Genomic DNA, 26,956 nt, shown 5'->3' on the forward strand with positions numbered 1-26,956 from the left:
CGAAGGTCAGGCCTTGCCCTGTTCGACCAGGGTCAGCGCGACCTTGTCGCGCAGATAGACCGGCAAGGCCAGCTCCGGCGCCAGTGCGTGGCCGGCGCGGAATTCGCGCACCGCCAGTTCCGCCACGTGCTCGGCCTGCGGAAAGCACTGGCCGCGTTCGGACAGCACCGGCGCGGCGATCCGCTCCAGCAGCACGCCCGCATAAGTGGCCCAGCCCGAGCCGACCACGTGCCAGCCCTCGGCCCGCGGCAGGTTCAATGCTTCCGGCGGGCACACCCGCTCCTCGTCGAGCGCGATCAGGCCGCCGTCGCCATCGCGCCGGTAGGCCGCCGCGTAGATCTCGCCCATGCGCGCATCGATCACCGCCAGGATCGCGCCATCGCTTTCCGGCGCCTCCAGCGCCAGCGCCGCCAGCGAGGACACCGTCACCACCGGCCGGTCCAGCGCCAGCGCCATGCCCTGCGCCAGCGAAATGGCCAGGCGCACGCCGGTAAACGCACCCGGCCCGCGGCCCACCGCGATCGCATCCAGCGCATGCCGGCCCAGGCCGGCCTCGGCCAGCAGGCTGTCGGCCATCGGCAGCACCAGTTCGGCGTGGCGGCGGGGAGCGATTTCGCTGCGGGCGATCACCCGGTCGCCATGGACCAGGGCGACGGAACAGGCTTCGGTGGAGGTTTCGATGGCGAGCAGATTCATAGGGGCACCATGGTAGCCGCTGGCGTCATGCCAGGTCGCCCATCACAGCGCCCGCGCAGGGCGCGCAGCGGGCGTTCCGGGGCCGCTTCGGGGCATGGCGGCGGCGGCGGGCGGGTCCGCTCGAATTCTCGTCTGGACATGTCGATTTCCTGCGCAGCCATTCGTCGCCTGAGCAAGAGACCCGCTCCATGGGCTCCAACCCACCCAAAGAGGAGATGCCCCATGCGCTTCATGCTGATGGTCCGCGCCACCCAGGATTCCGAAGCCGGCGTGATGCCGGGCGAAGAAATTCTCACCGCCATGGGCAAGTACAACGAGGAGCTGGTCAAGGCCGGCGTCCTGCTTGCCGGCGAAGGCCTGCACCCGAGTTCGCGCGGCGCCCGCGTGCGCTTCTCCGGCAGCCGGCGCAGCGTGATCGACGGCCCGTTCACCGAGACCAAGGAGCTGATCGCCGGCTTCTGGCTGATCCAGGTGAAGTCGCTCGAAGAGGCCATCGAGTGGGTGAAGCGCTGTCCGAATCCGTTCGACGGCGAATCCGACATCGAGATCCGCCGCGTGTTCGAAGCCGAGGATTTCGGCGCCGAGTTCACCCCCGAATTACGGGAGCAGGAAGAACGCCTGCGCGCCGAAGTAGCCGCCCGTTCCACCCACTGACCCTTTGCCACGCCCACCAGGAACCAGACCCATGATCATCCAGCCCTATCTCCATTTCGAAGGCCGCTGCGAGGAAGCGATCGAGTTCTACAAGCAGGCTGTCGGCGCCACCGTCGAGATGCTGATGCGCTACCGCGACAGCCCCGAACCGCCGGTCACCGGCTGCGAGCCGCAGGGCGACTACCAGGAAAAGATCATCCATTCGTCCTTCCGCATCGGCGAGAGCGTGGTCAACGCCACCGACGGCTTCAACAGCGGGCAGTCCAGCTTCAAGGGCTTCTCGCTCTCGCTCACCGTCGGCAGCGATGCCGAGGCGAACAAGCGCTTCGACGCGCTCGCCGTGGGCGGCCAGGTCACCATGCCGCTGAGCAAGACCTTCTTCACCTCCAGCTTCGGCATGCTCACCGACAAGTTCGGCGTGAACTGGATGATCCTGACCGTGCCGCAGTAATCCCCAAAGTTGGAATCCTTCTCCCTCCGGGAGCACGCGGGGAGCGCACAGGGATGTGCGCGGCTGTGAGGAGCGAGGAAGGTGGCGGCAGCCGGATGAGGGTACGGGCGGAGCGGTGCACATCACTCTTGCGCTCCACCCTCACCCCTCTCCCGATGGGAGAGGGGCTTCGCCGGCCGTCTTGCGTCTTGAGACGCCAGGGTGCTCTGATCGGCGCCCATGAGCGCCTCCGACATCCATCGCACCATCGACGCCGTCTGGCGCATCGAATCGGCCAGGCTGATCGCCGGCCTCGCCCGCATGGTGCGCGACGTCGGCCTGGCCGAGGAACTGGCCCAGGACGCGCTCGTCGCCGCGCTGGAACAGTGGCCCACGGGCGGCGTGCCGGACAACCCGGGCGCCTGGCTGATGACCACCGCCAAGCATCGCGCGATCGACCGCCTGCGCCGGCACAAGCTGCTGGAGCGCAAGCACGAGGAAATCGGCCGCGACCTGGAAGCGGACCAGGAGCTGGCCTATTCCGAAGTGGAACTGGCCGCCGACGACCATATCGGCGACGACATGCTGCGGCTGGTCTTCACCGCCTGCCATCCGGTGCTGTCGACCGAAGCGCGCGTCGCACTCACCCTGCGCCTGCTCGGCGGCCTCACCACCGACGAAATCGCACGCGCCTTCCTGGTGCCCGAACCCACCGTGGCCCAGCGCATCGTGCGCGCCAAGCGCACCCTGGCCGAAGCGAAAGTGCCGTTCGAAGTGCCGCGCGGCGACGAACTGCACGAGCGCCTGACCTCGGTGCTCGGCGTCATCTACCTGATCTTCAACGAAGGTTATTCGGCCACCGCCGGCGACGACTGGATGCGCCCCGCCCTGTGCGAGGAAGCACTGCGCCTGGGCCGCGTGCTGGCCGAGCTGGTGCCGCGCGAACCGGAAGTGCACGGCCTGGTCGCGCTGACCGAAATCCAGGCCTCGCGCGCCAAGGCGCGCACCGGCCCCACCGGCGAACCGATCCTGCTGCTGGACCAGAACCGCGCGCAGTGGGACCGCCTGCTGATCCGCCGCGGCCTCGCCTCGCTGGAACGCGCCGAACGCCTGTCGGAACAGCGCGGCGTCTACACCAGCCAGGCCGCGATCGCCGCCTGCCACGCGCGTGCGCGCACCGCCGAAGCCACCGACTGGCGGCGCATCGCCACGCTGTATGCGGAGCTGGCGCAGATCGCGCCCTCGCCGGTGGTCGAGCTCAATCGCGCGGTGGCGGTGTCGATGGCCGCGGGGCCGGCGGCCGCGCTGGTGATCGTGGAAGGGCTGGTCGGCGAGCCGTCGCTGAAGAACTACCACCTGCTGCCCAGCGTGCGCGGCGACCTGCTGCGCAAGCTCGGCCGCACCGAAGAGGCCAAGCGCGAGTTCGAACGCGCCGCATCGCTCACCCGCAATGCGCGCGAGAAAGACCTGTTGCTGGAACGCGCCAAATCTTGCGAGTAGGTTGGGGTGACAACCCCAACGTCGGCCCGATATGCGCTACGCGATGTTGGGGTTATCACCCCAACCTACGTCGTCGCGCTCTCCGCGAAGAACGCCTGCACCTCACCGAGTTCCTTGGTGCGCGGCATCGGCGGCAGGCTCGCCAGAAACAGCCGGCCGTAGCCCTTGCTGCTCAGGCGCGGATCGCACAGCACCAGCACGCCGCGATCGTGCACGTCGCGGATCAGGCGCCCCACACCCTGCTTCAGCGCAATCACCGCATTGGGCACCTGCCAGCCCATGAACGGATTGATGCCCGCCTGCTCCAGCGCATCCAGCCGCGCCTGCAACACCGGATCGTCCGGCGCGGCGAACGGCAGCTTGTCGATCACCACCACGCTCAGCGCCTCGCCGGCCACGTCCACGCCTTCCCAGAAACTCGCCGCGCCGAGCAGCACGCCATGCCCGCTGGCGCGGAAATCCTCCAGCAGCCGATGCCGCGGCGCCGTGCCCTGCACGAACAACGGCCACGGCACGCGACCTTCCAGCAGCTCGGCCGCGCGGCGCAAGGCGCGATGCGAAGTGAACAGCAGGAAGGCGCGGCCGTTCGAAGCGTGCAGCACCGGCAGCACCGCCTCGACCACGCGTTCGGTGTAGTCGCGCGCGGCAGGGTCCGGCAGGCCCGGCGGCAGATAGCACAGCGCCTGGCGTGCGTAGTCGAATGGACTGTCCAGGCTCAGCGTGACCGGATCGTCCAGCCCGAGCTGCCGCGCGAAATGCCCGAACTGCCCCGCCACCGACAAGGTGGCCGAAGTATGGATCCACGCCGCCTGCGCGCGCTCGCGCAAGGCGCGCATCGGTGCGGCCAGATCCAGCGGCGTCGCATGCAGGGCGAAGCCGCGCGGGAACAGCTCGTACCAGCGCACGTCCTGCTCGTCCGCCTGCTCCACGATGCGATCCAGCCGCTCGCTGTAGAGCGCCGCGCGCTCGTGCGCATTGGCGAAGCCGCGCGAACGCTCGGCCTGCGACGCCAGCACGTCGGTCAACGCGGCGAGCAATTCGCGCACATCGTGCAACGCCGCGGACACCGCCGACGCCTGCTCCAGCAGATGGAACGGCCCGCGCTCCGGCAACGCATCCAGCGCCAGCCGCAGCTTGCGCACCGCATCGCGCAGCGACTCCACCGGCTCCAGCACCAAGCCGATCGCACCGGTGATGCCATTGCATTCGCCCAGCGCGTCCTGCGCCAGCTCCGTCAACTGCCGCGCACTGATGCTCTGCGAAAAAAACTGCCCCGCCAGCTCCGGCACCTGATGCGCCTCGTCCAGGATGAAGGCCTGCGCACCCGGCAGGATCTCGCCGAAACCTTCCTGCTTCAACGCCAGATCGGCGAACAGCAGATGGTGATTGACCACCACCAGGTCGGCCTCCTGCGCCTCGCGCCGCGCCTTCACCACATGGCAGTCGTCGAAGAACGGACACTCCACGCCCAGGCAGTTCTCCGGCGTCGAAGTAACGCGTGGCCACATCGGCGATTCCTCCGGCACCTCGGCCAGCTCCATCCGGTCGCCGTGGCGCGTACGCGCCGACCACGCACGGATCGCCGCCAGCTGCGAGGCCTGCACGCGATCGAAACTGGCGCCTTCGCGCACCGTCTGGTCCAGCCGATACAAGCACAGGTAATTCGCACGCCCCTTCAGCAGCGCCATCTTCAGGCGCGTACCGAGCACCGAACGCACCTTCGGCAAGTCGCGGAAATACAGCTGGTCCTGCAGCGCCTTGGTCCCCGTCGAAATGATCACCCGCTCACCCGAGAGCAGCGCCGGCACCAGATACGCATAGGTTTTACCGGTACCCGTGCCCGCCTCGGCGATCAACGTCTCGCGCTCGGCAATCGCATGCTCGACCGCCCGCGCCATCGCCTGCTGGGCGGCGCGCGGAGCGAAGTTGGGCAGTTCGCGGGCGAAGGGGCCATCCGCGCCGAGCAGCGCGGATACGTCGGTATCGGTCATGGCGGCAAGTATCGCCGACGGAGCAAGCACACGTCATGCAACCCCACCCAACACCGAGAGCCAGCGGCACAGCCGCTGCGTTCCGCTTGCGCGCTTTTGCCGTCGCTTCTGATCTTCGCTCTTGATCCTGGCTCTTGATCTTCCGGGTCCCCTTGGCGCCGGCGGTGAGGGCTGGACGAAAAGGCCCCGAAGGGGGCGAGGACATGGATGTCCTCGCCTTTTTGCCAGGGCAGGATGCCCTGTCAAAAAGCCCGGCCAGCCCTCACGGACCCGCAGCAGCGAAGCTGCGGAGGGCGCCAAGCAGGGTGCCCTTCTCTTTGCTTAGCTTTCTCTTGGGCAAGCAAGAGAAAGTAAGTCGCCCCGCGGCAGCGGGGCGAAACACTCGCCGAAGGCGAGACAACCTGGCGTCACCACGACAATCAAGCGACACCGCTACTGGATGATTCGCTTCGCTCACCCCTTCGGGGCCGCCCTGCGGGCGTTCTTCGCGCTACGCGCTCGTCCGGCCTACGCCGGAATGACGAGCAAAGGAGATCCGGCCTACGCCGGAATGACGAGTGAAGCCACGCATCAGTAGCGTGGCACCCCTTCCACATGGCATTGCTTCACCCACTTGCCCGCCGTCGCGGCAGCCGCCTGATCCCCCGCCCGATCGCGCAACTCCCCAATCGTCTGCCAGTTGCGCGCGCACAACGGCCCCAGCCGCGGCCCGATCTCCCACGACTTGCGCGCCAACTGCTCAGCCACCGCGTAATCCTTCAAGCGGATCGCCAGCTCGGCGCGATCCTGCAGCAAGTCCGGCGAATTCGGACTGAGCTTGATCGCCGAATCCAGCTTCGCCGCCGCCGCATCGAACTGCCCCGCACGCACATCGGCCTGCGCCGCGTCCTGCAACGACGCCACGCCGGGATCGCGCAAGGGATGCACGTCGATGATCGACTTTTCCTTCTCGCCCGCCGACTGGATCGACGCCAGGATGTCGCCATCCGAACGCGTCGGACGCGTCGCCTGCGACGGAGCGCTGGGCTGGTTGCATGCGGCCAGCGCAAGCGTGGCCAGGACGGTGGAAGCGAACAGCAGACGGCGGTACGACATGATCAATCTCGGATGGGAGCGGTGGAGGCCGGCGCCGGCGTCTTGTCGTCGCCGAACCAGTTCTGGACGCGCTGCCAGAAGCAGCCTTCGGAATCCTGCGCAAGGCTACCGGCAACCACCGGAAGCTGGCGTGCGCCCTCGCAGGAAGGATCGGTGCGCTTGCCGTCGGCCGGATTGACCCAGGCCATTTCCAGGCCTTCGCCGGGCGCGGCGGACAGCGGCTTGGACGGCAGCTTGCGGAACAGTTCCTGCCATGCGCGCAGGCTGCCGGTGGCGCCGTAGAGTCCGCTGGGTTTGTTGTCGTCGCGGCCCATCCAGAACACCGCCAGATGATCGGCGGTGAAGCCGGCGAACCAGCTGTCGCGCATCTCGTTGCTGGTGCCGGTCTTGCCGGCCGCGTTGAGGTTGGGCAGGGTCTTGCCGATCGCCGCCGCGGTGCCGGAACGCACCACCTGCTGCATGGCCCAGGTCACCTGGCGCACGGCAAGCTGGTATTCGCCGTTGCCGGTCTTCACTTCGTAGCGCTTGACCGTCTTGCCGTCGGCGTCGACCACGCCGCGCACCGCTACCAGCGGCAGCGCATGGCCGTCCGCGGCGATGTACTGATACAGCTGCGCCACCTGCAGCGGCGGGATGCCCTGTGCGCCGAGCAGCAGCGAGGGGCTGGGATTGACGTCTTCCAGGCCGAACGATTCCAGGAACGACTTGATCCGCGGCAGGCCCACTTCCAGGCCGAGATGGATCGTCGCCAGGTTCCACGAATGCACCAGCGCGTCGACCATCGGCACCGAGCCGTGCACGTCGCCTTCGTCGTTCTTCGGCGTCCACTGCGTGCCGTCGGGCTGGCGCATGCTGATCGGCGTGTCTTCCACCGGCGAGCCGAGATTCCAGCGCTCCGGCTGCGCCAGCGCCACCAGGTACACCAGCGGCTTGATCAGCGAGCCGATCGAGCGGCGCGCGTCGATGGCGCGGTTGAAGCCCTGGTCGCCCGGGTCCTTGCTGCCGACGATGGCCAGCACGCTGCCGGTCTGCGCATCGGTGACCACCGCCGCCGCCTGCGCCGCTTCGCCGCGCTTGCCCAGGCCGTTCATCGCCGTGGCGATGCCCTGCTCGGCGTAGAGCTGCGCGGCGGGATCGAGCGTGGTGTAGATGCTGAGGTTGCCGGCGCTGAGCGTGGCGTCGTCGAAATCGTTGGTGATCTGCGCGCGCACCAGCTGCATGAAGGCCGGGAAGCGGTTATGCGGCAGCTGGCCGTTGCTGACGATGCCCAGCGGCGTCGCTTCCGCCGCCTTGACCTGGTCCGCCGGCAGCAGGCCCGTCACGGCGAACTGCTCCAGCACCAGGTTGCGGCGCGTCAGCGCGCGCTCGGGATAGCGGCGCGGGTCGTAGTAGCTGGGGCCTTTCACCATGCCGATCAGCAAGGCCATTTCCTGCGGCCGCAGGTCTTCCATGCGCCGGCCGAAATAGAACTCCGAGGCGGCCGCGAAACCATGCACCGCCTGCCCGCCCTGCTGGCCGAGGAACACCTGGTTGACGTAGGCCTCCAGGATGCGGCCCTTGTCGTAGTGCGCCTCGATCAGGATCGACATCAGCGCTTCGTTGAACTTGCGCGTGAAGTTCTGCTCGCGGTCCAGGAACAGATTGCGCACCAGCTGCTGGGTCAGGGTGGAGCCGCCCTGCACGGTATGGCCGGCGCGCAGATTGGCGAAGCTGGCGCGCAGGATGGCGGAGAAGTCGATGCCGATGTGGTGCTTGAAGTCGCGGTCCTCGACCGCCTGCAGCCCCCCGATCAGCATCGGCGGCACGTCGGCCAGGCGCACGATGCGGCGCTCTTCCTGCTGCGAGCCATACACCGTGGCGATGCGCGCCGGGTCCAGGTGCGCCACGTCCAGCGCCTTGCCGCTGGCGGCGTCCTTCACCGAGGTCACCGCGCTCTTGCTGAGCGCCACGCGGATGCGATGCGGCAGCTCGCCGCCATCCGGGCCGGCGTAGCCGCGCGAGGAGATCACATAGGTGGAACCGTCCTTGGCCCAGGTCCCGGCGACCTGGCCATGCCCGTCATTGCCGTAACCGGAGAAGGTGAGTTCCAGCTCCAGCGCAGCGGGCGTCATCGGCGCGCCGGCTTCCAGCGGCAGCGCGCGGGCGTAGACGCGGGTGGGGACGGCGAACACCAGGTCGTTGAAGCGATCCTGCACGCGCTTGTTCAGCACCAACGTGTAGGGGAGCACGAAGCCGAAGAACAGGCCCAGGCCGATCCAGAAGGGAATGCGCACCCAGGGCCAGATAGCGCTGGCAAGCAAGCGGAGTCGGGTCAGAAAGGCCAACGGGGGGAATCCTGAACGATAAGGGGTCGATCATAGGGGGTGCTTCCCGGCGCGCATATGAACGCAAACAGCCGGATCCGGGCGCAGGTTGGGGTGAGCCGCAGGCGAACCCCAACATGACGTCCGCGCACTGTTGGGGTTCGCCTGCGGCTCACCCCAACCTACGCCGGGTGTTTTTCCCGCCCCCAGCACGCCGCATCCGGCCGGAACGGCCGCGGAAAAATGCCCAGCAGCTGCTGCACGTCGCTGTTGTCGGCGATCAGGTCGCTGTCCAGCCGCGCCAGCGGTCCGCGCAGCCTCGGCACCGCATGCCGGCCCAGCCGCAGCAGCCAGGCCGGCAGCGGCACCGGCAGCGTGGCCACCGGCAGGCTGCGGCGCACGCGGACGAACATCTCGCCGGCAGGCAGGCGCTCGCCGCCGCCCAGCGGGATGATCTTGCCGGCGGCCACCGGCGTATCCAGCGCGGCCAGCACCGCCTGGGCGATATCGTCGGCATGCACCGGCTGGCGCTGCCCGCGCCCGGCCGGCAGCGGGAACACCCGCGTGCGCAGCGCGCGGCGGGCGATCGGGGTGAGGCTCTTGTCCAGGCCGGCGCCATACACCAGGGTCGGCCGGAACACCGTCCAGGCGCAGCCGCGGCGCTCGCAGATCGCGGCCAGCGCCGCCTCGGCATCGCGCAGCTGGCGCGACAGCGCGCGCTCGGCCGGCACTGCGGATTCGCGTTTGCTTTCCGCGCTCATCGAACTGGTGGCGATCACCCGCGGCGCGCCGTCGAAGTGCGCGCCCAGCATCCAGTCGGCCAGCCCCTGCAGCGGACCGAAGCTGACGATGGCGGAAACCTCGGCGATCGCCGGCACGTCGTGCGGCAGATCGCCCTGCAACCAGGTCACGCCCGCGCCGTCGCGCGGACGGCGGCTGACCGCCAGCACCTCCGCGCCGCGCTCGCGCAGCCGCGGCAACAGGAAATGCCCGATCTGGCTGCTGGCGCCGAACACGAGAACACGCATCGGCGTAATGCTCAGCCGCCGGCCTGCAGGCGCGCGGCGATGCCGCTCAGCCGCGGATTGCCCGGCGCCAGCTTGCGCGCGCGATCCAGCGCCTGCGCCGCCGCGGGACGATCGCCGCCGCCCAGACGCTCCTCCGCCTGATCCATCCAGGCATTGGCCAGGCGCTGGCGCAGCTCGGTCTGGCCGGCCTCGCCCGGCGCCAGGTCGGCGAGATCGTTGAGGCGCTCGCCGGCCTGCTGCAGGTTGCCGCTGGAGAGCGACTGGTTGAACTGCTGCACCACCGTCGCCGGCAGTTCCTGCAGGCCGCGGCGCGCCGCTTCGTTATTGCCGTCGATGGCCAGCGCGCGCCGATACAGGTCGTAGGCGCTCTCGCCCGGCGGCAGCATCACATTGCCGCTGCGCGCGGCCGCTTCGGCCTGGCGCACCAGCCGCGCCAGTTCGGCGTTCTGCTGCGGGCTGAGTTCGGCCTGCGCGTCCGCCTGCGGCAGTTCGCCGGGCACCATGCCCGCGCCGCCGGGACGGCGCGTGGTGTCGTTCAAATGCGCGCGCGCCGCGGCCAGTTCCGCCGACTTCGGCGCCAGCTCGGCGGCCTGGTCCAGCAAGCGGCTGGCCTGGGCGGCGTCGCCGCTGTCCTGCGCGGCATTGGCCTGCACCACCAGCGCCTGCGCGACCTGGCCGAGCCCGGCCTTGGCCTGGGCGCTGTCCGGGTCCAGCGTCAGCGCTTCCTTGAAATGCGCCAGCGCGGTATCGCTGCCGCTGCCGGTGATACGGCCGGCACGCAGCGCGGCCTGTCCGAGGCGGATCGCCTCGGACAGCTGGCCGTCGTCTTCCTTCTGGTCCTGCACCAGCGCGGCGCGCAGCGAGGGCAGCTCGCCGTAGTTGGGCAGCAGCGCGGCCAGGCGGTCGACACTGGCGCTGGCCGCGGCGCGGTCACCGGCGTCGATCTCCTTGTGCGCCTGCACGGCAAGCGCATCGCCGACCTTGTCCAGTCCATGCGAAGCCACCGCATTGCCGGGATCGGCCGCGAGGATGCGCTTGTACAGCGCGCCCGCATCGGCCGGCCGGCCATCGGTCATGGCCTGCTGCGCCTGGTCGACCAGGGTGCCGGCCTCGAACGTAGCGCTGCGCGCCTTGGTGATCGCCTGGCTCAGGCGATCCACGTCGCTGCCGCCGCCGAGCAGTTCGCGCGCGGCATTGGTGGCCTGCTCCGCTTCGTCCGGCTTGCCCGCGGCCAGCGCCGCATCGGCCTTGGCCACCTCGGCCAGGCCGACCTTGCGCAGGCCGTCGCGGGCGCGGTCGTTGTCCGGCTCCAGCGCGCGGGCGGCCTCGAACAGTTCGCGCGCGCTGCTGCCTTCATTGCCGTCCAGGCGGCCATCGCGCAGCGCCTGCTCGGCGCGGCCGAGCACGTCGTTGAGTTCCGTGGTGGGCAGCAGGCCGCGCACGCGGTCCTGTTCCAGATAGAAGGTGACGCCGAGGCCGATCGCCACCAGCAACAGCAGCGGCCATAGCCAGCCGCGCTTGCCGGAAGCAGCGCGCGAACCGCGCCCATGGCCGGGGTGCGCGTGGCGCTGGCCGGCGTCCAGGGTCACCTTGGGCAGGCCGTCGTCGGCCGGGCGCGCCTGCCGCGCATCGCTGGCGTCGAGCTGATCGAGATTGCCCAGGGTGGGTTCGGTGCGCCCGTGCGGATCGGATTCGTGCTGGTCTCTGCGTCCGTTCATGGTCCACACAAGTGTTTAGACGGCGGGAGCTTAGCACCGCGTCATGGCCTCGCCGCGTGCCGGCTCGCGCGCTGCAGAAGCGGGGCTTCAGCCGCCGCCGACGCGCCTGGCATCCACCACATTCGGCAAGGCCACGACCCGGGCCAGCAAGGTCGACAGCTGCTCGAAGTCGCGCACGCGCAGGGTGAAGCGCATCTCCACTTCGCCGGTGCGCACGAACACCCGGCTGGACGAGGCGATGATGTGGGTGCCGGCGTTGCTGATCACGCTGGTCACGTCCTTCTGCAAGCCCTTGCGATCGTAGCCGCGGATTTCCACGTCCACTTCGTAGGCTTGCGCCGCAGACTTGCCCCACTCCACCTCGATCACCCGGTCCGGATCGCGCCGCGCCAACCGCGCCAGGCTCGGGCAATCCGCCCGGTGCACCGACACCCCGCGCCCGCGCGTGACGAAGCCGCGCACCGGATCGCCCGGCAGCGGCTGGCAGCAGCGCGCCAGCGTGGTCAGCAGGTTGCCCACGCCCTCGATGCTCAGCGCGCTGTGATCGAGCGTGCTGTGGCGCGAAGCGACCGGCAGCTGCGACTGGGTCATTTCCAGCGGCGGCGTTTCGCTCTCCTGCAGCACGCGGGCGATCTGGCCGGGCGTGATCTCGCCCAGCGCCAGCGCCACCAGCACGTCGTCGAGCTGCTTGAAATGGAAATGCGCCGGCAGCTTGTTGAGATCCGGCGCCGGCAGCGCCAGGCGCTTCAGTTCGCGCTCGAACATCGCGCGCCCGGCGGCGAGGTTGGCGTCGTGCGCGCTGCGGCGGAACCAGGCGCGCACCTTTTCGCGGGCGCGCGAAGTGTTGAGATAGCCGTGGTGCGCGGACAGCCAGTCGCGGCTCGGATCGCCCAGCTTGGCGGTGAGGATCTCGATGCGGTCGCCGCTGTGCGGCTGATGGGTGAGCGGCACGATGCGCCCGTTCACCTTGGCGCCGCGGCAGCGATGTCCCACTTCCGTGTGCACGTGGTAGGCAAAATCCAGCACGGTGGCGCCGCGCGGCAGATCGACCACTTCGCCGCGCGGGGTGAGCACGTAGACGCGGTCCTCCAGCAGCTCCGTATGCAGCTCCGCGGCCAGGTCGCCTTCGCTTTCGGCCTTCGGTTCCAGCAGGCGGCGCATCCAGGCGATCTTCGCCTCGAACTCGCTGTCGGCGCTGCCGCCTTCCTTGTAGCGCCAGTGCGCGGCCACGCCCAGCTCGTTGACGCGATGCATCTCGTGGGTGCGGATCTGCACTTCCAGCGTCTTGCCGCTGGGGCCGATCACCGCGGTATGCAGCGAGCGGTAGTCGTTGCCCTTGGGCCGCGCGATGTAGTCGTCGAATTCGCCGGGCAGGTGCGGCCACAGCGTATGCACCACGCCGAGCGCGCCGTAGCAGTCACCCACGCTGTCGACCAGCACGCGGATCGCGCGGATGTCGTACAGGTCGGAGAACTCCAGCGACTTGCGCTGCATCTTTTTCCAGATGGAATAGATGTGCTTGGGCCGCCCCGCCAGCTCGGCGCGGATGCCGGCCGCGTCGAGCGAGCGCCGCAGCTGGTGCAGCGATTCGCGGATAAAGCCCTCGCGATCGGTGCGCCGCTCGTCCAGCAGCCTTGCGATGCGCCGATAGGTGTCCGGCTGCAGGTAGCGGAAGGCCAGGTCTTCCAGCTCCCACTTCAGCTGCCAGATGCCGAGCCGGTTGGCCAGCGGCGCATGGATGTCGCGGGTCAGTCGCGCCAGTTCGATGCGCTCGGCTTCCGGCATCGCGCTGGCCCCGCGCATGCGCGCCAGCTGCCGCGCCAGCAGCACGAACACCACGCGCAGGTCGCGGATGATCGCCAGCAGCAGGCGGCGCAGACCCTCCGAACCATTCTGGGCGGACTGCTGCGCATGCAGCGCCCACACCTTCTCCGCCGCCAGCTGGCCCTGTACCAGGCGCTGCAGTTCCGGCGCCAGGGTCGGTTCCCGCTCGGCCCATGCGGCCGGTTGCGCACGCGCCAGTTCGAACCACAGCGCCGCGGCCTGGGTCTGCGCATCGCAGCCGAGCATGGCCAGCAGGTCGAGCACGTCCACGCATTCGGCTTCATGCCCCATGCGCCCGCTGCAGGCGTCCAGCGCCTGCGCCAGCACGGGCGCCGGCGCGGCGGCGCGCTCGCGCCACTGGGCCAGGCTGGGTGCTGCGGTGGGGACGGCTTGGACCACGCGGGATGTCCTTAGCGAGTACCGCTCATTCTAGGGCCTGCGCCGGCGTTTCAGCCCAGCACGTCGAGCGCGCGCGCCAGCCGCTTGGCCGAGACCGGTTCGGCGGTCTTCAGCTCCTGCGCGAACAGCGACACCCGCCATTCCTCGATCAGCCAGCGCAGCTCCGCCAGCGCCGCCGGCGCGGCGCCGGCCGCGCGATGCTTCAGGTATTGCCGCCAATACGGCAGCACCTGCAGCATGCGCTGCTGGTCCTTGGCCGGGTCCTGGCGCAGGCGTTCGGCGCGCAGGCGCATGGCCTTGAGGTAGCGCGGGAAGTGCGCCAGCCGCGCGTTTGGCAGCTCGCGCAGGAAGCCCGGCTCCAGCAGGTGCGCGAGCTGTTCGCGCAGATCGTCGTAGCTGGCGCGGGCGAAGCCGAGCAGCGGCGGTTCCAGCCAGGGTTTCAGCTCGGCCTGGGCCTCGATGATGGGTTCGGCCAGCTTCAGCCGTTCCACCGCCGCGCCGAACAGTTCGCGGTTGGCCTGGGTGTGCAGCGTTTCGAACGCACCGCCGGTGCGTGCGTCCAGCACGTGGTGTTCCAGCAGATCGGCGAAGCCGCCTTCGGCGAGGTCCTCGCGCAGGCTGTCGACGCTGCCCAGCGGCGCGTATTTCAGCGCCAGCGGATTGCCCACCGGCAGCCGGCGGCGCGCCTGTTTCATCTCGCTGGCCAGCGCATTGCGCAGCAGGCGCACCACGCCGCCGCGATGCGCCTCGCGCGCCTCGTCGCTGCGCTCGAACACGCGCAGCGCCACGGCATCGCCCAGGTCGACCAAGGCAGGAAACGCCATCAGCCCGCCGTCGGAACGCACCTGCGCCGGGATGTCCTCGAAATCCCAGCGCGTCACGTCCTCGCGGGTCAGTTCCAGGTCGGTCTTGCGCGAAAACGCTTCGCGCGCCTGCCCTTCCCACTGCCCGCGCATGGCCGCCAGGTCGCGGCTCGCGACAAGCGTGCGGCCGTTCTCGTCGTGCAGGCGGAAGCGCATGCGGAAATGCGCGGTCAAGCCAGCCGGATCGAATTCGCTCGCCGCGATATCGACGCCGGTGGCACGCTTGAGGAAAGCCGCCAGCGCCTTGGCCAGCGGCTCGTCGCGCGGTGCTTCCGCCTCGACGAAGGCACGCGCGAAGTCCGGCGCCGGCACGAAGTTGCGGCGCAGCGGCTTGGGCAGGCCGCGGATCAGTTCGGCGACCTTCTCGCCGAGCAGGCCGGGGACCAGCCATTCGCAGCGCGCGGCCGGGAGTGCATTGAGCATGGCAAGCGGGAGATGCAGCGTGACACCGTCCGCTTCGTCGCCAGGGACAAAACGGTATTCGAGGCGATAACGCTGCGGCGGAATATCGAGAGAAGCAGGAAACGCCTTGGGATCCAACCCCGCGCCACCCGCCATCACATCGTCCAGCGACCAGCGCAACGCCGCCTGCTCCGCCGGCCGCGCACGGCTGTACCACGCATCCAATCCGCGGCTGCTGGCGATCTCCTGCGGCAGCTTGCCTTCGAAGAACGCGGCCAGTTCGTCCTCGTGGCGGATCAGGCCTTCGCGCCGCTGCTTCGCTTCGATGCCCTGCGCATCCTCCATCACGCGCAGGTTGGCGCGCACGAAGTCGGCACGCGCATCGATATCGCCGCGCGCCAGCGCCTCCCGCAGGAAGATCTCGTGCGCCAGCGGCGGATCCTGCTGCTGGAAGGTCACCGGGCGGCGCTCGACCAGGGTCAGGCCGAACAGGCTCACCTGCTCGTAGGCCACCACGGTGCCGCGCTTGCGCGACCAGTGCGCGTCGCGGCAACTGGCCTTCAACAGATGCGCCGCCTGCTGCTCGATCCACAGCGGCTCCATGCGGGCGCACATCATGCCCCACACCTTGCCGCCGATATCCAGGATCTGCGCGGCGAAGATCCAGTTCGGCGGCGCTTTCGACAGCGCCGAGCCGGGGAACACCTGGAAGCGGCGTTCGCGGGTGCCGCGGTAGAGGCCTTTTTCGTCCTTGTGGCCGACCTGGGTGGGGAGGCCTGCCAATAGGCTTCGATGCACGGCCTCGTAGAGACGCTGCTCTTCGCCCTCGCCTGCACTTTCCTGAGCGGCAGGAGCGGGAACTGGCGAACGCTTGTCGAGAACAGCCTTCTTCGCAGGCGAATTCTTGCGCGCGGCAGGAGCGGCCTGGGCCGCCTGAGCGGCCGCGGACGACGCCATCTTCCATCCCAGCTCTTCGGCCACCAGCAACAACTGCCGATGCAGCTCCCGCCACTCCCGCATCCGCATGAAGCTGAGGAAATTGCGCGAACACCAATCGCGCAGCTTCGACTGCGTCAGCTCCTTATGCGACTCGTCATAAGCCCGCCAGAGATTCAGCACGCCGGCGAAGTCGGACTTCGGATCCGCAAACTGCGCATGCGCCTGATCCGCCTGCTGCCGTGCATCCGCCGGCCGCTCGCGCGGGTCCTGCACGCTGAGGAACGCCACCAGCACCAGCAGCTCGCGCAGGCTGCCCAGCTGGTTCGCCTCCACCAGCATGCGTGCCAGCTGCACGTCGATCGGCAGCCTGGCCAGCGTGCGGCCGACGGGGGTCAGCTTCTTCTGTTCGTCGATCGCGGAGATTTCGGCGAGACGCCGATAACCATCGGCCACCACGCGCGGGTCCGGCGCCTCCAGAAACGGAAACTCGTCCACCTCGCCCAGCTCCAGCGACAGCATGCGCAGGATCACGTTGGCCAGCGAGGAGCGCAGCAGTTCCGGGTCGGTGAACGCGGCGCGCGCGGTGTAGTCCGCCTCGTCGTACAGGCGATAGCAGATGCCCGGGCCCACGCGGCCGCAGCGGCCCTTGCGCTGGTCGGCGGCGGCGCGCGAGATCGGTTCCACGTGCAGGCGTTCGAGCTGGCTGCGCTGGCTGTAGCGCTTGACCCGGGCCAGGCCCGAGTCGATCACGTAGCGGATGCGCGGCACGGTCAGCGAGGTCTCGGCCACATTGGTGGTCAACACCACGCGGCGTTTCGGGCCGGGCTTGAACACCCGATCCTGGTCGGCGGCGGACAGGCGCGCGTACAGCGGCAGGATCTCGGTCTCGCGGTATTGCCGGCGCGACAGCAGCAGGTGCGCGTCACGGATCTCGCGCTCGCCGGGCAGGAACACCAGCACGTCGCCGCGCGGGTCTTCGCGGGTGAGTTCGTCCAGCACCGCGGCGATATGTTCGGCGCCGCCCTGCTGCATGTCGCGGCCGCGACGCTCGCCCAGCTCGTCCAGCGAGCGCCAGCGCACGTCCACCGGATAGGCGCGGCCCTCCACCGACACCACCGGCGCGCCGCTGAAATGCTCGGCGAAGCGCGCGGTGTCGATGGTGGCGGAGGTGACGATGATCTTCAGGTCCGGCCGCTTCACCGCCAGCCGCTTCAGATAGCCGAGCAGGAAATCGATATTGAGGCTGCGCTCGTGCGCCTCGTCGATGATGATCGTGTCGTAGGCCGACAGCCACGGATCGCCCTGGGTCTCGGCCAGCAGAATGCCGTCGGTCATGAACTTCACCAGGCTGCGCTCGGAGACCTGGTCGTTGAAGCGCACCTGGAAACCGACCTGGTCGCCGAGCTGGGTGCCCAGTTCCTCCGCCACGCGCCGCGCCACCGAGCGCGCGGCCAGACGGCGCGGCTGGGTGCAGCCGATCATGCCGGCTTCGCCGCGGCCGGCGGCCAGGCACAGCTTGGGCAGCTGGGTGGTCTTGCCCGAGCCGGTCTCGCCGGCGATCACCACCACCTGGTGGCGGCGGATCAGCTCGGCGATCTCCTCGGCACGGGCGGTGATCGGCAGCGCCTCGTCCAGCCGGATCGGCGGCTTGGCCTCGGCACGGGCGCGGCGCTTTGCCGCGGACCGCTCGATGTCGGCGGCCAGCGCCTCCAGCTTTTTATCGTCGGCACGGCGCGACAGGCCGCGCCAGCGCCCCAGCAGGCGGCCGAAATCGCGGCTGGAAACGCCGGCCAGCGCCTGGCGCAGCGTGCGCAGGCGGGCATCGGTCGGAACGGGGCGGGAGGCAGGTGTGTCGCTCATCGGACCGCACATTGTACCGGCAGCACGGCCCCGATAGCCCACAGCTATCGGGCGCATCGGAAGCATTCATTTCTTCCTGACAGGATGCCCTACTAAGCTCGACGACAGACTTTTCAACCCGAAGGAGTACGCCCATGGCCATCGATATCGGTATCGCCAAGAAAGATCGCGAACAGATCGCCAAGCAGCTTTCGAAGCTGCTGGCCGATACCTACTCCCTGTACCTGAAGACCCACAGCTTCCACTGGAACGTCACCGGCCCGCAGTTCAACAGCCTGCACGCCATGTTCGAGACCCAGTACAACGAGCTGTGGCTGGCCGCCGACGAAGTAGCCGAGCGCATCCGCACCCTGGACGTGTTCGCCCCCGGCTCCTACAGCCAGTTCGGCAAGCTCACCACCATCAAGGAAGAAGCCGGCGTGCCGGAGTGGAAGGACATGGTCGGCCAGCTGGTCGAAGGCCACGAGATCGCCGCCCACACCGCCCGCGAGACCATCAAGGCGGCCGACGCGGCCGGCGACGAAGGCACCGCGGACATGGTCACCGGGCGCCTGAAGGAGCACGAGAAGACCGCCTGGATGCTGCGCTCGCTGCTGAAGTGAGGGCCATAGGCCCTCACGGCGTAGGTTGGGGTGAGCCACAGGCGAACCCCAACAAGTGCCCGGGGCTTGCAGAACCGGGCATCGTGGCGACGACCGACCTCCGTTGGGGTTCGCCTGCGGCTCACCCCAACCTGCGCCAGCCTGGGATGGCCGCTCCGCCCTGACCTCGCGCTGACCACCCGCGGCAGGCTTTTATTGAGCCTGCTGCCCAGCCTCGGTAAGCTCCTCAAGCTTTGGCGCCTCGTGTGAGAGGCAACCACGGGGATCGTTCTTGAGCGCTACCGCTGCAGCAGCCACCCATCCCAGCCGACCCACGCTGCTTTCAGCCATCCTGCTGGCGCTGATCGTCGCGGCCCTGAATGTCGGCCTGTGGTGGTGGGGCAACCTCCCGAACGGCCCGGAAGACTGGAAAGGCCCGATCGGCGGCTTCGCCCTCTCCGCCTTCCAGCGCTACCAGAATCCGCTGAAGAACGATTTCCCCAGCGAGGACGAGATCGAGGGCGACCTCAAGCTGCTCAGCCGCTACACCTCGCGCGTCCGCACCTATTCCACCCTGCAGAATCCCCAGGTCTACCGCCTGGCCGAGCGCGACGGGCTCGACGTCATGGCCGGCGCCTGGATGGACCGCCGCCTGGACAACAACGAGCTGGAGCTGGACGCACTGATCGCCCAGGCCCGCCGCTACCCCAATTCGATCACCCGCGTGATCGTCGGCAACGAGGTGCTGTTCCGCGGCGACCTCACGCCCGAGCAGCTGATGGCCTATGCCGACCGCGCCCGCGCGGCGCTGAAGCAGCCGGTGTCGATCGCCGAACCGTGGCATATCTGGGCCCAGCATCCGGAGCTGGCCGACCACGTCGACTTCATCACCGTCCACCTGTTTCCGTATTGGAACGGCGTCCCTCGCGAAAAGGCCATCGGCGAGGCGTTCGACAGCTACAAAGCGCTGCAGCAGCTGTTCCCCAACAAGCACATCGTGATCGGCGAGATCGGCTGGCCGTCCAACGGCGACCGCTTCAAGTACGCCCAGCCCTCGGTCTCGGACGAGGCGATCTTCCTGCGCCTGTGGTTCAACAAGGCTAAGAAAGAGAAGGTCGACTACTACGTGATGGAAGCCTTCGACCAGCCCTGGAAGGAAAAGCTGGCCGGCCGCACCGAAGCGTACTGGGGCATGTTCAACGCCGACCGCCAGCCCAAGTTCCCGTTCACCGGTCCGGTGACCGAAGACACCGGCTGGCCGTGGAAGGCGCTCGCCGCCGGCCTGCTGGCGCTGGTCCCGATGATCTGGTTCGGGCGCCGCTTCGAGCGCTTCAAGCTGATGGGCCGCTTCTTCTTCGCCGCGCTGATCCAGCTCGCCTGCGGCCTGGTGGTGTGGTCGGCGACGCTGCCGTTCAATTTCTACCTGAGCTGGATCGACTGGACCATGCTGGTCCTGCTGTTCCCGGCGCAGATCGCGATCCTGGCCATCCTGCTGATCAACGGCTTCGAGTTCACCGAAGTGCTGTGGCGCCGCTCGTGGGTGCGCCATGCCGGCATGCTGCGGCCGGATCCGCCGGCCAGGCAGCCGTTCGTGTCGATCCACCTGGCCTGCTACAACGAGCCGCCGGAGATGGTGATCGTCACGCTCGATTCGCTGGCCGCGCTCGAGTACGAGAACTACGAAGTCCTGGTGATCGACAACAACACCAAGGACCCGGCGGTGTGGCAGCCGGTGCAGGAATACTGCGAAAAGCTCGGCCACCGCTTCCGCTTCTTCCATCTGGAACCGTGGCCCGGCTACAAGGCCGGCGCGCTGAACTTCGGCCTCAAGGAAACCGATCCGCGCGCCGACGTGGTGGCGGTGATCGACGCCGACTACGTGGTGCGGCAGGACTGGCTGGCCACCCTCACCGGCCATTTCCACGACCCCAAGGTGGCCGTGGTGCAGTGCCCGCAGGCGCACCGCGACTTCGAGCACAACCGCTTCCGCCGCATGACCGCGTGGGAATACGACGGCTTCTTCCGCATCGGCATGCACCACCGCAACGAGCGCAACGCGATCATCCAGCACGGCACCATGACCATGGTGCGCCGCTCGGCGCTGGAAGGCACCGGCGGCTGGTCCGAATGGACCATCTGCGAAGACGCGGAGCTGGGCCTGCGCCTGATGCACGCCGGCTACGAGCTGGTCTACGTCGACGAGCTGATGGGCAAGGGCCTCACCCCCGCGGACTTCAAGGCCTACAAGAGCCAGCGCTACCGCTGGGCCTTCGGCGCGATGCAGATCCTCAAGGGCCGCTGGGAATGGATGACGCGCAAGGGGCCGCTCTCGGTCGGCCAGCGCTTCCACTTCCTCACCGGCTGGTTCAGCTGGTTCGCCGATGCGCTGCATTTGATCTTCACCCTGATGGCGATCTTCTGGACCGCCGGCATGGTGGCGGCGCCGAAGCTGTTCACCTTGCCGATGCAGCTGTTCCTGATCCCAGTGATCGGCTTCTTCTTCGCCAAGGCGATCTTCGGCATCGTGCTGTACCGCGCCCGCGTGCCCTGCAGCTGGTACGACACCTTGATGGCCTCGCTGGCCAGCATGGGCCTGTCGCATGCGATCGCCCGCGGCATCCTGCACGGCCTGACGCGCGAGAAGACTTCGTTCGTGGTCACCGCCAAGAGCCGCCGCCTCGGCGGCAGCAACTTCGCCGCCTTCGCGCCGGTGCGCGAGGAAATGCTGATGGCGATCGCCCTGCTGCTGTGCGTGGTCGGCATGGGCATGGCCTACGGCACGCTGTTCATCGAAAGCAAGCTGTGGATGTTCATCCTCGGCGCGCAGTCGATTCCCTACGTGTCGGCGGTGGTCGGCGCGTGGATCGCGCACAAGGCGGGCGACAAAGCCGGTTGATCCCGCCACAGCGGCGTAGGTTGGGGTGAGCGAATGCGAACCCCAACATGCGTGGCGGGTGGCGAGTGCGTTGGGGTTCGCTCGCGCTCACCCCAACCTACAAAATCACGAACCGACAGCGCGAGGTTGCGGTCTCACCCCCACCCGCTAAGCTCAGAGCAGGCGATGCACTCGCCTGCTGCCCCAATGGATGGAACCCACGCATGCGCCGACAACGACGCCTGGGCCTGGCCGCCCTGCCCTTGCTGCTGCTGAGCCCGTTCGCGCGGGCCGGCGTGCAGCTGGTGGTGGACGGGGTGGACGACACGCTCAAGGCGCCGGTGATCGCCGGTGTCGAGCTTTCCCAGTACGCCAATCGCGAAGTGAGCGAGGCCCAGGTACGGCGCCTGTTCGAGCGCGTGCCGGAACAGGTGCGCAATGCGCTGGAGCCTTACGGCTACTACGACGCAAGTGCGAACGGCGAGATCCAGCAGGTCGGTGCCGACTGGCGCATCAGCCTGCATGTAAAGCCCGGCGAGCCGGTGCTGGTCAGCGCAGTCGAGGTCAAGCTCGACGACGAGGCGATCAAGATCCCCGCCGTGCGCCGCGCCGAGCGCGCCGTCGAGCGCTTGAAGGGCCAGCAGCTCAATCACGGCACCTACACCACCACCCGCGATGCGCTGGCCGGCGCGCTCACCGCCAACGGCTATCTCTCCGCGCGCATGGTCACCCATCGCGTGGAAGTCAATCGCGGCGCGCGCAGCGCGACCATCGCGCTGGCATGGGAGGCCGGCAAGCGCTACCGCTACGGCCAGGTGCACTTCGAGGGCTCGCAGTTCAAGCAAGGCTTCCTGCAGCGCTACGTACCGTTCAAGAGCGGCGACTATTTCCAGCAGGACCAGTTGCTCCAGCTGCAGCAGGCGCTCAACGGCGCCGACTATTTCTCGGTGGTCAACGTGCTGCCCGACGTGGACGAGGCAAAGGACGGCGTGGTCGACGTCACCGTGCAGCTCGCCCCGGCCAAGCGCACCATCTATACCGGCGGCCCCTTCGTCGGCACCGACACCGGCGCCGGCGTGCGCGCCGGCATGGAACGGCGCTGGATCAATCGCAGCGGCCACAAATGGAAGAACGAACTGGTGCTGGCGCAGCGGCTGAAGACGCTGTCCACCCTGTATTCCATTCCGATGCCAGGCGACAACCAGCGCTCGTTCAACTTCGGCGCCAACTTCCGCGACGCCAATACCGACACCTCCAAGTCGCGCACGCTCGAACTGGTCGCCAACGAAAGCCGCCTGTGGCACGGCTGGACCCGCACCATCGGCCTGCACGCGCTGTCCGGCACCTTTACCGTGGGCAAGCAGGCCGGCGAGAACGACAACGTCGAAGGCATCGAGCACGGGCGCAGCACGCTGCTGTATCCGGAGGCTTCGCTGTCGCGCAAGCAGGCGGACAACCCCACCTTCGTGCGCAAGGGCTGGTCGATCGACATCTATGCGCGCAGCACCGTCGGCAGCTTGCTGTCCGACGCCAGCTTCAGCCAGATCGCCGCGGATGCGAAATGGATCCGCGCCTTCACCAGGCGCGACCGCCTGATCCTGCGCGGCAGCGTCGGCTATACCTGGACCAATGACTTCGACGCGCTGCCGCCGCAGCTGCGCTTCTTCGCCGGCGGCGACCGCTCGGTGCGCGGCTACGGCTTCCAGACCATCGGCCCGCGCAACAGCTACGACCGCGTGATCGGCGGCCGCAACCTGCTGGTGGCCAGCTCCGAGGTGGAGCACTACTTCACCCGCAACTGGGGCATGGCCGCCTTCGTCGATGCCGGCAACGCCTTCGACGGCACCGACTACCGGCCGCGCGTAGGCGCCGGCCTCGGCCTGCGCTGGCTGTCGCCGGTGGGCATGATCCGGGTGGATCTCGGCACGCCGATCAACGACAAGCGCGAACACGGGGTGCAGTTGCACCTCGTAATCGGGCCGGACCTGTGAGGACATGACGATGACCAGGTGGCTCAAGCGCATCGGCATCTTCCTCGGCATCCTGCTGCTGATCCTCGCTGCCGCGCTGTGGTGGTTGCTGGGCAGCGCCTCCGGCCTGCGCTTCGCATTGGCACGCGCGCAAGCCTTCACCGATGGCGCGCTCACCGTGCAGCAGGCGGATGGCCAATTGGCCGGACCGCTGCTACTCAAGGGCCTGCGCTACGCCGACGGCCAGGGCATGGAAGTAAAAGTCGCCACCGCCACGCTCGACCTGCGCCTGTGGCCGCTGCTGCGCAAGCGCGCGCACGTGCTGAATCTCGACGTCGACGGCATCGAGGTCGCGCTGCCCAAGCCGAAGGAAGAAGAGAAGCCCAGCGAAAACAGCTTCTCGCTGCAGCCGCCGCTGGACATCCTGCTCGACCGCGTCCACGTCGGCGCCGTGCGCATCGTCCAGGCCGGCGAGCCGCTGTTCGTCTCCAACCGCCTCGACCTGGCCGGCCAGTGGACCGCTGCCGGCATCGAGTTGCGCAAGCTCAACCTGCTCGCCCCGGATGGCCACGCCGATCTCAATGGCGCCCTGGTCATCGCAGCGGGCGAAAAAGGCGACGGCAGCACAGGCTTCGCGTGGAAGGTGGCGGGCGTGGAATACGCCGGCAGCATCGAGGCGCATGGCGACGGCAAGCGCATCAAGACCGAACTCAAACTCACCCAGCCCACCGCCCTGCAACTGTCGCTGGACGTGGCCCAGCGCGGCGACTATGACTGGAACGCGCGCCTCGACGCGCCACGCTTCAACCCCAAGCCCCTGCTCGGCGACAGCTCGCTCACCGCGCTCGGCCTCGCCCTGCAAGGCAGCGGCGACCGCCACGGCGGCTCGCTGCAAGGCAAGGTGGAGCTCAACGACTACCAGCTGCTGCTGCAACCGCTGCGCGGGCGTTTCAGCGACGACTTCAAAACGCTGCAACTGCAACAGCTCGTGCTGGGCTCGCCGCAGATCAAGGGTCAGCTCGAAGCCAGCGGCACGGTGCAGCTCGGCGCGCAGCCGGTCAGCGGCGACCTCGTCATCGCATGGAAAGACCTGCTGCTGCCCGCCTCGCTCACCGGCCAGGACCTGGCCAGCCAGGGCAGCCTGAAAGCACGCGGCAGCGCCGATGCATTCCATGCCGAAGGCGATGTCGACGTCGGCCCGCCCGGCAAGCTGGCCAAGCTCGCGCTCAATCTCGACGGCACCCCGAAACTCATCACGCTGCACACGCTGGAACTGAAGCAGGCGCAAGGCGGCATGCAGGCCAAGGGCACGCTGACCCTGCAGCCCGCCCTGGCGTGGCAGCTCGAAACCACGGCGAACAAGCTCGATCCCGGCCAGCTGCTGGCCGGCTGGAACGGTGCGCTGGATTTCGACATCGCCACCAACGGCACCCTGCCCGACAACCAGCCCGATGCCACCTTCGATATCCGCAAGCTCGCCGGCACCCTGCGCGAGCGCCCGGTGCGTGCGCAGGGCAAGCTGCATCTCACGCCGCAGCAGGTGGTCGATGGCAAGCTCGAACTGGCCTCCGGCGGCAGCACGGTGAAGCTCGATGCCAAGCCCGGCGCAAGCAACGACGTGCAGCTCGACCTGGCCATCGCCTCGCTGGGCGACTGGCTGCCGGATGCGCAAGGCCGCGTGCAAGGCGATCTGCGCCTGCGCGGCAAGGCGCCGAAGTTTTCGCTCGACGGCAAGCTGCAGGGCAACGGCATCGTCTACGCCGGCCAGACGGTCGACAGCCTGCACCTGAGCGCCAACCTGCCCGATCTGAGCAACCCCGGCGGACAACTCGATCTGGAAACCGGCGCCGCCAAGCTCGGCGGCCTGGATTTCAAGCGCATCGAGCTGCGCGGCGAAGGCACCTCCGCACGTCACAGTCTTACGCTGCAGGCCAGCGGCCAGCAGCTCTCTACCCGCGTCGCGCTCAATGGCAGCATCAAGGGCAGCGCGTGGAACGGCACGCTGTCCACGCTGGACCTGGAGCCGCAGGGCATTCCGCGCTGGCATCTGCAGCAGCCCTCGCAGCTCGCTTACGACAGCGGCGCGATGAGCCTGTCCGAGCTGTGCCTCACCGCCGGCGATCCGCAACTGTGCGTTGCCGCGAAGCAGGACAAGGCCGGCAATCTCGACGCCAACTACCACCTGCGCGATCTGCCGCTGGCCCTGCTGATGACCTTCGCCGGCCCCGATGTGCCGATGCGCGCCGACGGCACTCTCGGCGGCAGCGGCAGCATCCGCCGCAATGCGGCCGGCGCTCTCAGCGGCAGCGCGTCGATCAGCTCGCCGCGCGGCACCGTCACCTATGTCGACCGCGCGGACCAGCCGCTGCTTTCCTACAACGAACTGGCCCTGCAGGCGCAGCTCAGCCCGTCCAGCCAGAACGCCACGCTGCGCGCCGGCCTCAACGACGGCGGCCGCATCGATGGACAGGTCTCGATCAATGGCGCGCAGCAGGCGCTGGGCGGCCAGCTCGAACTGCACCTCAACAATTTGAAGTTCATCGAGCTCTTCAGCAATGAAGTGGCCGAGGTGAAAGGCGCCGCCAACGGCAGCTTCCGCTTCGCCGGCACGCTGGCGCAGCCGCTGGTCTCGGGCCAGGCCGCCGTCACCGGCTTCGCCGCGGAAGTACCATCGGCCGGCCTCAAGCTCAGCCAGGGCCAGCTCACCGTCAGCACCACCGACGCGAAGCAATTCCTGATCGGCGGCAGCGTGCAGTCCGGCAAGGGTTCATTGCGCGTGGACGGCCATGCCGGCATCGGCGAAGGCGCGAGCACCGCGATCAACATCAAGGGCAGCGAGTTCACCGCCGCGGACATTCCGGCCGCCAAGGTGATCGTGTCGCCCGACCTGCAGATCACCCAGGACACCAAAGGCATCAATGTCGGTGGCGACGTCACCCTCGATACCGCCGACGTCGACGTCTCCCGCCTGCCCGGCGCCGGCGCCACCCAGGCCTCGCCCGACGTGGTGGTGATCGACCAGCAACAGCAGGCAGAGCAGGCCAAGGCCCTGCCGATCACCGCCTCGGTCAAGGTCAACCTCGGCCGCAAGACGCACCTGGTCGGCTTCGGCCTCGACGGCCGCCTCAGCGGCACGCTCACCGTCAACGAGCGCCCCGGCCGCGCCACCAGCGGCCAGGGGCAGATCACCGTGGACGGCATCTACAAGGCTTACGGGCAGAGCCTGCAGATCGAGCAGGGCCGGTTGCTGTTCGCCAGTACGCCGATCGACAACCCAGGCCTGGATATCCGCGCCGCGCGCAAGCTCAATCCGAATGCCACCATCGACGAGGGGCAGAAAGTCGGCCTGATGGTTTCCGGAACGGCGCAGCGTCCTGTGCTGACCGTGTTCTCCAATCCGGTGATGGAGCAGTCGGATGCGCTGTCCTATCTGATCACCGGCAAGCCGCTGTCGCAGGTGAAGGGCGGCGAAGGCGATATGGTCGGCGCTGCCGCGCAGGCCTTGGGTTCGGCGGCGGGCGATCTGCTGGCAAAGAGCGTGGGCAGCAAGCTGGGCATCGACGATGTCGGTGTGTCCAGCAACGAGGCGCTGGGCGGTACGTCGGCGTTTACCGTGGGCAAGTATCTGTCGCCGCGCTTGTACCTGAGCTATGGCGTGGGGCTGTTCGAGCCGGGCCAGGTGGTCACGCTGCGTTATCGGCTCAGCCATCGGTGGAATTTCGAGGCGCAGAGCGCGACGGATTTCAATCGCGCGAGCCTGAACTACCGCCTCGAAAAGTGAATCCCTTCTCCCCTGCGGGGAGAAGGTGGCGGCAGCCGGATGAGGGG

Annotated in this window: 15 protein-coding genes; 7 read left to right on the forward strand and 8 right to left on the reverse strand. The window is 68.5% G+C overall.

Annotation, left to right across the window (positions count from 1 at the left end; all coding sequences use genetic code 11):
• Window positions 1-6 precede the first annotated feature (6 nt).
• Window positions 7-696 carry a tRNA (adenosine(37)-N6)-threonylcarbamoyltransferase complex dimerization subunit type 1 TsaB gene (gene tsaB, locus AB4083_RS13075; RefSeq protein ID WP_441608303.1) on the reverse strand — a complete coding sequence of 230 codons (690 nt, stop codon included), beginning with the start codon at window positions 694-696 and terminating at the stop codon, window positions 7-9.
• A 222-nt stretch (window positions 697-918) separates the two neighbouring features.
• Here tsaB and AB4083_RS13080 point away from each other — a divergent pair, with 222 nt between their 5' ends.
• The 3 genes from AB4083_RS13080 (at window position 919) to AB4083_RS13090 (ending at window position 3,280) form a co-directional block, all read left to right on the forward strand.
• Window positions 919-1,350, forward strand: coding sequence for a YciI family protein (locus AB4083_RS13080; RefSeq protein ID WP_441608305.1), 432 nt, complete (start codon window positions 919-921; stop codon window positions 1,348-1,350).
• A 31-nt stretch (window positions 1,351-1,381) separates the two neighbouring features.
• Window positions 1,382-1,801, forward strand: a complete 420-nt coding sequence (locus AB4083_RS13085; RefSeq protein WP_441608307.1) for a VOC family protein — start codon at window positions 1,382-1,384, stop codon at window positions 1,799-1,801.
• 219 nt (window positions 1,802-2,020) lie between these two features.
• Entirely contained in the window at window positions 2,021-3,280 is a 1,260-nt protein-coding gene (locus tag AB4083_RS13090) for an RNA polymerase sigma factor (RefSeq protein ID WP_441608309.1), read from the forward strand.
• 65 nt (window positions 3,281-3,345) lie between these two features.
• Here AB4083_RS13090 and AB4083_RS13095 read toward each other — a convergent pair whose 3' ends face one another.
• The 7 genes from AB4083_RS13095 to hrpA form a co-directional block, all read right to left on the reverse strand.
• A complete protein-coding gene (locus tag AB4083_RS13095; protein WP_441608311.1) occupies window positions 3,346-5,271 on the reverse strand; it encodes an ATP-dependent DNA helicase in 1,926 nt (641 codons plus the stop codon).
• A 570-nt stretch (window positions 5,272-5,841) separates the two neighbouring features.
• The gene (locus AB4083_RS13100) at window positions 5,842-6,366 is read right to left on the reverse strand and encodes a tetratricopeptide repeat protein (RefSeq protein WP_441608313.1); all 525 of its coding nucleotides are present in this window, start codon (window positions 6,364-6,366) and stop codon (window positions 5,842-5,844) included.
• A 2-nt stretch (window positions 6,367-6,368) separates the two neighbouring features.
• Window positions 6,369-8,690 carry a penicillin-binding protein 1B gene (gene mrcB, locus AB4083_RS13105; RefSeq protein WP_441608315.1) on the reverse strand — a complete coding sequence of 774 codons (2,322 nt, stop codon included), beginning with the start codon at window positions 8,688-8,690 and terminating at the stop codon, window positions 6,369-6,371.
• A gap of 161 nt (window positions 8,691-8,851) precedes the next feature.
• Complete coding sequence (locus tag AB4083_RS13110) at window positions 8,852-9,697, reverse strand: SDR family oxidoreductase (protein ID WP_441608317.1); 846 nt, start codon at window positions 9,695-9,697, stop codon at window positions 8,852-8,854.
• A gap of 11 nt (window positions 9,698-9,708) precedes the next feature.
• On the reverse strand, window positions 9,709-11,415 hold the full coding sequence (locus tag AB4083_RS13115) for a hypothetical protein (protein ID WP_441608319.1): 1,707 nt from the start codon (window positions 11,413-11,415) through the stop codon (window positions 9,709-9,711).
• Between the two features lie 87 nt (window positions 11,416-11,502).
• Complete coding sequence (locus AB4083_RS13120) at window positions 11,503-13,638, reverse strand: RelA/SpoT family protein (RefSeq protein ID WP_441608320.1); 2,136 nt, start codon at window positions 13,636-13,638, stop codon at window positions 11,503-11,505.
• 50 nt (window positions 13,639-13,688) lie between these two features.
• Window positions 13,689-17,702 carry an ATP-dependent RNA helicase HrpA gene (gene hrpA / locus AB4083_RS13125; protein ID WP_441608322.1) on the reverse strand — a complete coding sequence of 1,338 codons (4,014 nt, stop codon included), beginning with the start codon at window positions 17,700-17,702 and terminating at the stop codon, window positions 13,689-13,691.
• 134 nt (window positions 17,703-17,836) lie between these two features.
• On the opposite strand from hrpA, the gene AB4083_RS13130 reads away from it, so the two are divergent.
• The 4 genes from AB4083_RS13130 (at window position 17,837) to AB4083_RS13145 (ending at window position 26,909) form a co-directional block, all read left to right on the forward strand.
• The gene (locus tag AB4083_RS13130; protein ID WP_441608323.1) at window positions 17,837-18,304 is read left to right on the forward strand and encodes a Dps family protein; all 468 of its coding nucleotides are present in this window, start codon (window positions 17,837-17,839) and stop codon (window positions 18,302-18,304) included.
• Between the two features lie 271 nt (window positions 18,305-18,575).
• Window positions 18,576-21,179: a glycosyltransferase family 2 protein gene (locus AB4083_RS13135; protein ID WP_441608325.1), complete on the forward strand. Its 2,604-nt coding sequence runs from the start codon at window positions 18,576-18,578 to the stop codon at window positions 21,177-21,179.
• A gap of 203 nt (window positions 21,180-21,382) precedes the next feature.
• The gene (locus tag AB4083_RS13140; protein WP_441608327.1) at window positions 21,383-23,149 is read left to right on the forward strand and encodes an autotransporter assembly complex protein TamA; all 1,767 of its coding nucleotides are present in this window, start codon (window positions 21,383-21,385) and stop codon (window positions 23,147-23,149) included.
• Window positions 23,150-23,159: 10 nt separating this feature from the next.
• Window positions 23,160-26,909, forward strand: coding sequence for a translocation/assembly module TamB domain-containing protein (locus tag AB4083_RS13145; protein ID WP_441608329.1), 3,750 nt, complete (start codon window positions 23,160-23,162; stop codon window positions 26,907-26,909).
• Window positions 26,910-26,956 lie beyond the last annotated feature (47 nt).

Origin of the sequence: Dyella sp. 2RAB6 (assembly GCF_052115385.1) — a bacterium.
Taxonomy (GTDB): Bacteria; Pseudomonadota; Gammaproteobacteria; order Xanthomonadales; family Rhodanobacteraceae; genus Dyella_D.

Coding starts and splice junctions, on each gene's coding strand:
- tsaB (WP_441608303.1), bottom strand. CDS start 696: ATGAATCTGCTCGCCATCGAAACCTCCACCGAAGCCTGTTCCGTCGCC.
- AB4083_RS13080 (WP_441608305.1), top strand. CDS start 919: ATGCGCTTCATGCTGATGGTCCGCGCCACCCAGGATTCCGAAGCCGGC.
- AB4083_RS13085 (WP_441608307.1), top strand. CDS start 1,382: ATGATCATCCAGCCCTATCTCCATTTCGAAGGCCGCTGCGAGGAAGCG.
- AB4083_RS13090 (WP_441608309.1), top strand. CDS start 2,021: ATGAGCGCCTCCGACATCCATCGCACCATCGACGCCGTCTGGCGCATC.
- AB4083_RS13095 (WP_441608311.1), bottom strand. CDS start 5,271: ATGACCGATACCGACGTATCCGCGCTGCTCGGCGCGGATGGCCCCTTC.
- AB4083_RS13100 (WP_441608313.1), bottom strand. CDS start 6,366: ATGTCGTACCGCCGTCTGCTGTTCGCTTCCACCGTCCTGGCCACGCTT.
- AB4083_RS13110 (WP_441608317.1), bottom strand. CDS start 9,697: ATGCGTGTTCTCGTGTTCGGCGCCAGCAGCCAGATCGGGCATTTCCTG.
- AB4083_RS13115 (WP_441608319.1), bottom strand. CDS start 11,415: ATGAACGGACGCAGAGACCAGCACGAATCCGATCCGCACGGGCGCACC.
- hrpA (WP_441608322.1), bottom strand. CDS start 17,702: ATGAGCGACACACCTGCCTCCCGCCCCGTTCCGACCGATGCCCGCCTG.
- AB4083_RS13130 (WP_441608323.1), top strand. CDS start 17,837: ATGGCCATCGATATCGGTATCGCCAAGAAAGATCGCGAACAGATCGCC.
- AB4083_RS13140 (WP_441608327.1), top strand. CDS start 21,383: ATGCGCCGACAACGACGCCTGGGCCTGGCCGCCCTGCCCTTGCTGCTG.
- AB4083_RS13145 (WP_441608329.1), top strand. CDS start 23,160: ATGACCAGGTGGCTCAAGCGCATCGGCATCTTCCTCGGCATCCTGCTG.